This window comes from Ignavibacteria bacterium (assembly GCA_025612375.1).
Lineage (GTDB): Bacteria > Bacteroidota > Ignavibacteria > Ignavibacteriales > SURF-24 > JAAXKN01.
This window is the reverse complement of record JAAXKN010000086.1, coordinates 1-4,419: the sequence shown is the minus strand read 5'-3', so window position 1 is coordinate 4,419 and position 4,419 is coordinate 1. Positions and strand designations below refer to the sequence as shown.

The following is a 4,419-nucleotide window of genomic DNA, read 5'->3' as shown; positions in this document are numbered from 1 at the left end:
GCCTCTTCAGATAACAAACTAGACTTTGCCCGCGATGGCGACCTAGTTGAGTATGGTGAGGACTACCTGAAGGTTCATGAAGAAAAAGGAAACTACTACATCACTTACTACGATTATAAGAAGACCGGCTGGTACACAGTGGAACTGCAAAAAACTTACCCTTACTTGGAATATGACCCTGCAAATATCACTGCTCTGTATAAGAAAGTGGGTCAAGGCCTGATCCGGTATGAGGTGAAGGCATGAGCAATGGTTGCTATTACGGATCCGCTGAAGAAAAGGTCAACTTTAAAAAGTACTACAAGAACCGCTCAAAATCCAAGCGTCCTAAATGCCATCCATGGAAGAAAGCGAAGAGGAAGAAATGATGGAACTCACAACAATCAGGATTTATCCTGAAGGAACCAAGCTTCCACTCATATTCAATGACCAGCCATGCGATAAGCATAAGAAGTTCTATAAACAAATTGAACGCTCCAAAGAGACAGGCCTGATACTTGACTTCCAAGAACGCTGTCTCTTCTGTGGGGCAACAAAGACCCATTGGATCCTCTTAAGCGAAGATGGAACGCCCAGCTCAAACGGTAAAAAAGTATACAAATACAAGCACTGGAAGCAATTTCCGGAGAAAGGAAAAAGCATGGAAAACAAAACACAGCTTGACCGCATGGAAGCCAAACTTGATACGCTCATCGAACAAAAGAAGAGCCAAGAAAAAGATCGCACTTATTTTGCCAGGTCCATCGACAACCTTGGCCGTATGGTTATTCCAAGGGATCTTCGAAACAAAATGGGTATCAAGGTTCATGACACTCTCAAGGTCTACCAAGAAGGTGACCGCATAATTGTTGAAATCAAAAAAGAAATCAAATAAACCTGGAGGTAAATATGGATTTAATAATCGTAACCAGATACCTACTGATCATCACAATCATAGAAGCGCTTTGCGCATACCTCATTGTCATCATCAAAAACGCTGAAATATGCCGGCTGAAGCATGAGGCGGAAAACGCTCAAGCAATGGCCAAACGTGAAATAGCCGATTCACTGATGCTCGCCAAACTCAACCTGAAGCTTAAAAACGAACGGATCAAATACCTGGAAAGCACTTTGGAAGCAATCAAGACCGGATCCGGAATTGAGATCTCGCCTGACGACAGCCAGAAGATCATAGACCGACAGCTTATGCTGGCCAAGGCAGAGCATGGCAAACTCGTAGAAGAATTTAAGAAAACGGGCAACCTCTCGCTGTGTTTCGAAATGGCCAAAATCAATGACAGCATAAAGCTCATGGAGAAAATGTCTCGCAAGGAGGTGCCCGATGGGAGTCAAGAACAAAATGGCTGACCTGAACAACCACCTCTTCGAGGAGATGGAACGCTTAAATGATGAAGACCTGCAGGGCGATGATCTGGAAAAGGAAATCAAAAGAGCCAACGCCATGGCCAAGACCGCGCATGCCATCATCGCTAACAACACGCTGGCACTCAACGCCAAAAAGCATTTTGATGAGTACGGAATCTCCGGAGCAGATGCACCCGAGACTCTCAGGCTTGAGAACAAATTATGAGCAAACGCATGCACCGATACACCTCAGAAGAGGGCGCCTTCATCCGGGCTCACGCAAAGGGAATCACCTCGGAAGAACTCACAGCCCTCTTCAATAAGCATTTCGCGCTCAACCTGACAGCACAGCAGATCAGGAGCTACAAGCACAATAAACACATTTTGAGCGGCATCGATTGTCGATTTAAACTCGGGAGAAATCCTACATACAAAGGCAAGGGCTGGCCGCCAACACATTTCAAAAAAGGGAATATTCCAGGTAATCGTCGGGAAGTGGGGAGCGAGCGTGTTGATGTCGATGGCTATACAAAAATCAAGGTCAGCGAACACAAATGGCTTCCAAAGCATAAAGCCATCTGGGAAGCTGCAAATGGACCTATCCCGAAAGGACATCACCTCATGTTCGCCGATGGCGATAAGTCCCACATATCACTAGATAACCTCATCCTGGTAACGCAAGCTGAAGAACTGCTGATCAACCGGCGAAGGCTCCTTAGCAATGATCCGGAACTCTCAAGATCCGGAGCGCTCGTTGCCAAGATGCTGGATACCGCGTTTAAACGTAAGAAAGATTTGAAGAAAAAACGGGAGGGAAAATGATGAACCGTAATCAAGAATACCAGGAAAACATCAAGAACACAATCGTCAGCAAAAGAACGGTAATGGTTGATAAAGCCTTTCATTACAGGTGCACAACCTGTGGCCATGAGGAAGTGATGTGGCTTGAGAAAGGCCTCGAGAACTTCGGGAGACCCGGCCATCAGCCGGTACCTTTCAGCATTTCCTGCAAATACAAAGGATGCAGAGGCTTCATGAACCACGTAGACTTTCACAAAGACCTTTATCTGGGCGAATCAAGACCGCTCAAGAAAGGCGAGAGCTGGTTCGAATATGACTACAAAAATCCGAGTGGCTGCGGAGATCCTCACAAGATGTGGCTGAAGGAGGAAAATAAAAATGCCTAAGAAGAAATTCATCGAAGGTCAATACAAACTGAATCTGCCTTTTAACGAAGATACCAAAAAGAAAGTGACTGAATGCGCTAAAGAACTGGAAAAAGATGAAGACATTGGTTTCACCTTTGGCACTACAGATGATGAAACTGAATGGTATCTGGATTTCAGGATATCAGCTTATACCATCAATGAATGCCGCGCAAAAAGGAATTCCATGAAACAGATTCTTAAAAAGATATGCAACTTTGAGGCGACACTGGAGATGGAAGGCAGTTGCATATGACCAAGGAAAAACCCATCAATGAGCCGATCCGCAAAGAATGCGGCGACTGTTTCTACAATTATCAATGCAATGGTGGCTGTGCCACAGATCCGAAAGATTGTCCATATCTCAAAATAAAAGAGGAGGAAAAAAATGAGAACAATTAAGTTCCGCGCCAAACGGAAAGACAATGGCGAGTGGGTTTACGGTGCTTACTTCTGCATCCATCACGATGATGGCCGTACCCACCTTCATCACTTCATCATTCCGGAAAATGTTCCGATACCCAAAGATAAACCAATAGGCGAAATTCAGGTTGAAATCGACCCGAAAACGCTTGATCAGTTCATGGGCTACACCGACATGGATGGTAAAGAAGTTTATGAAAATGACATCCTATCACAAGAGACCTCACGCGACAAGCTTCTCTACCAAATCAATTACCAGGAAGCAAGCTTGTCCTATCTAAAAGTTACCAAAGGAGAGCTCAATCCCGCTTGGTGGCCTGAAAGCATGTTGATTAATGGGCGCCTTCGTTTTTACAAAGTGATAGGCAATAAGCGTGACAACCCTGACCTGGGTGCCAAGATTTCCGGAAAGACAGCTTGAGGTGATACCATGAATGAAGCTGAAAACAAATTCGTAGCCTTCCTGAAGGAAGAGATTGATCGTCATGAGAAGCAAATCATTGCCCTGGAAGCGACTCTCGAGACAATGGCCAAGACCAAATACGCCAAGTCAATAGTCAACCAGCAAATAGACCGGGCCCACACTCAAAAGGTCCAGACACAAGTCATCCTTGACAAGTACCAGGAACTAGAGGTGAGATCATGAACAAGTATCAAGAAGCTTTAAACAAAATCGAACACGGCACCATGCAATTTGATTATGCGCTCACTGATCCCTCACAACCCGGTATGTTAGAAGAAATACCTATTGGAAGTGCCTTTCACACTGAAATTGATATTCTTAGGGGACTAGCAGACAAAGAAGAACCTATGAAACCTCAAATAATTGATAAACCTGATTTGCACTACATTTATTATTGCCCTAAATGTGGCGCAACTTTGATGGTCGATAGGAGTTTACACCCAAAACATTTGTTTAATTATTGTGGCAGATGCGGTAAGGCACTAGATTGGACCGGTGACCTATGACCAGACACCAAAGATGCCAGGACGCACTAGACAACGTCCGGAGCGTTTATGCCGATAACATGATCGAAGAAGGACGACCAAAGGTTGACTTCACGGATATCGACACGCTGCAGCAGCTGATCGATACAAGTGAGGTAATCAAGCCAACAGTGTATAGCCGCCACAAGGGCCACATTTTTGCTGAGTGTATGTGCGGAAACCTGAAACTCAACCCGAGCATGCACTTCTGCCCGGAGTGCGGCCGAGAATTGGATTGGGAGGGCGTAGCCTAATGCAAGAAATCCAAAATAAGCTGATTAAAGACTATGGAATAAACATAGTTAAGAGCTGCGAATGCCTCAGCCGCGGACACGCCCATGTCGACGGCACACGGCGGATCTGCAATTGGAAGCAGGAAGAAAATATCGGGTCCACGTTCACGCTGCTGCATGAAATAGGACACATCGAAACATTCAAGAGCTCCATGCGCAGAGCCGAA

Annotated in this window: 11 protein-coding genes; all 11 read left to right on the top strand. The window is 45.3% G+C overall.

Features of this window, described 5'->3' with window-relative positions; genetic code table 11:
• The coding region (locus HF312_21205; GenBank protein MCU7522734.1) for a hypothetical protein at positions 1-246 on the top strand (246 nt) is incomplete at its 5' end.
• Positions 247-340: 94 nt separating this feature from the next.
• Complete coding sequence (locus tag HF312_21200) at positions 341-874, top strand: AbrB/MazE/SpoVT family DNA-binding domain-containing protein (protein MCU7522733.1); 534 nt, start codon at positions 341-343, stop codon at positions 872-874.
• Between the two features lie 146 nt (positions 875-1,020).
• Positions 1,021-1,347, top strand: a complete 327-nt coding sequence (locus HF312_21195) for a hypothetical protein (GenBank protein ID MCU7522732.1) — start codon at positions 1,021-1,023, stop codon at positions 1,345-1,347.
• The gene (locus HF312_21190) at positions 1,322-1,570 is read left to right on the top strand and encodes a hypothetical protein (GenBank protein ID MCU7522731.1); all 249 of its coding nucleotides are present in this window, start codon (positions 1,322-1,324) and stop codon (positions 1,568-1,570) included. Before HF312_21195 ends, HF312_21190 begins: the two co-directional genes overlap by 26 nt.
• Positions 1,567-2,166, top strand: coding sequence for an HNH endonuclease (locus HF312_21185; GenBank protein ID MCU7522730.1), 600 nt, complete (start codon positions 1,567-1,569; stop codon positions 2,164-2,166). Before HF312_21190 ends, HF312_21185 begins: the two co-directional genes overlap by 4 nt.
• Complete coding sequence (locus tag HF312_21180; GenBank protein ID MCU7522729.1) at positions 2,166-2,531, top strand: hypothetical protein; 366 nt, start codon at positions 2,166-2,168, stop codon at positions 2,529-2,531. Before HF312_21185 ends, HF312_21180 begins: the two co-directional genes overlap by 1 nt.
• Positions 2,524-2,805 (top strand): hypothetical protein, encoded by a 282-nt coding sequence (locus HF312_21175; protein MCU7522728.1) that lies wholly within the window; start codon positions 2,524-2,526, stop codon positions 2,803-2,805. Before HF312_21180 ends, HF312_21175 begins: the two co-directional genes overlap by 8 nt.
• Positions 2,806-2,937: 132 nt before the next feature.
• Positions 2,938-3,393 carry a hypothetical protein gene (locus tag HF312_21170; GenBank protein MCU7522727.1) on the top strand — a complete coding sequence of 152 codons (456 nt, stop codon included), beginning with the start codon at positions 2,938-2,940 and terminating at the stop codon, positions 3,391-3,393.
• Positions 3,394-3,402: 9 nt separating this feature from the next.
• The gene (locus tag HF312_21165; GenBank protein ID MCU7522726.1) at positions 3,403-3,618 is read left to right on the top strand and encodes a hypothetical protein; all 216 of its coding nucleotides are present in this window, start codon (positions 3,403-3,405) and stop codon (positions 3,616-3,618) included.
• On the top strand, positions 3,615-3,941 hold the full coding sequence (locus tag HF312_21160) for a hypothetical protein (GenBank protein MCU7522725.1): 327 nt from the start codon (positions 3,615-3,617) through the stop codon (positions 3,939-3,941). The genes HF312_21165 and HF312_21160 overlap by 4 nt, the downstream gene beginning before the upstream one ends.
• Before the next feature lie 271 nt (positions 3,942-4,212).
• On the top strand, positions 4,213-4,419 hold a 207-nt coding region (locus HF312_21155), incomplete at its 3' end, for a hypothetical protein (protein MCU7522724.1).

Coding starts and splice junctions, on each gene's coding strand:
- HF312_21200 (MCU7522733.1), top strand. CDS start 341: ATGGAAGAAAGCGAAGAGGAAGAAATGATGGAACTCACAACAATCAGG.
- HF312_21195 (MCU7522732.1), top strand. CDS start 1,021: ATGGCCAAACGTGAAATAGCCGATTCACTGATGCTCGCCAAACTCAAC.
- HF312_21170 (MCU7522727.1), top strand. CDS start 2,938: ATGAGAACAATTAAGTTCCGCGCCAAACGGAAAGACAATGGCGAGTGG.
- HF312_21160 (MCU7522725.1), top strand. CDS start 3,615: ATGAACAAGTATCAAGAAGCTTTAAACAAAATCGAACACGGCACCATG.
- HF312_21165 (MCU7522726.1), top strand. CDS start 3,403: ATGAATGAAGCTGAAAACAAATTCGTAGCCTTCCTGAAGGAAGAGATT.
- HF312_21180 (MCU7522729.1), top strand. CDS start 2,166: ATGAACCGTAATCAAGAATACCAGGAAAACATCAAGAACACAATCGTC.
- HF312_21175 (MCU7522728.1), top strand. CDS start 2,524: ATGCCTAAGAAGAAATTCATCGAAGGTCAATACAAACTGAATCTGCCT.
- HF312_21185 (MCU7522730.1), top strand. CDS start 1,567: ATGAGCAAACGCATGCACCGATACACCTCAGAAGAGGGCGCCTTCATC.
- HF312_21190 (MCU7522731.1), top strand. CDS start 1,322: ATGGGAGTCAAGAACAAAATGGCTGACCTGAACAACCACCTCTTCGAG.